The 308-nt window shown below is 51.3% G+C and carries 1 protein-coding gene; it reads left to right on the top strand.

The genetic code is table 11. From position 1 onward, the window contains the following. Nucleotides 1-21: 21 nt before the first annotated feature. Nucleotides 22-308: aminotransferase class I/II-fold pyridoxal phosphate-dependent enzyme (locus tag QWY29_RS20030; RefSeq protein WP_300962994.1), on the top strand; the 287-nt coding region annotated here is incomplete at its 3' end.

The following is a 308-nucleotide window of genomic DNA, read 5'->3' as shown; positions in this document are numbered from 1 at the left end:
GCCGAATTCGGTATGCATCAGGTGGGTTACTACCTGGACGAATCCCGAAACTGGGGCCTGGATATCGCGGAATTGCAGCGTTCGATAACGGAAGCCCGAAAAACCTGCAACCCAAGGGCCATCGTCGTCATCAACCCGGGAAACCCGACGGGCCAGGTACTGTCCAGGGAGAACATCGAGGCCATCATCAAATTCGCTTACAAAGAAAAACTCTTCCTGTTCGCCGACGAAGTTTATCAGCACAACGTTTACGCCGATGGCTGCAAGTTTTACGCGTTCAAAAAGGTTTTAATCGAAATGGGAGAACC

It is taken from the genome of Nocardioides abyssi, from assembly GCF_030412915.1.
Lineage (GTDB): Bacteria > Actinomycetota > Actinomycetes > Propionibacteriales > Nocardioidaceae > Nocardioides > Nocardioides abyssi.
This window is presented reverse-complemented; position numbering and strand designations above follow the sequence as displayed.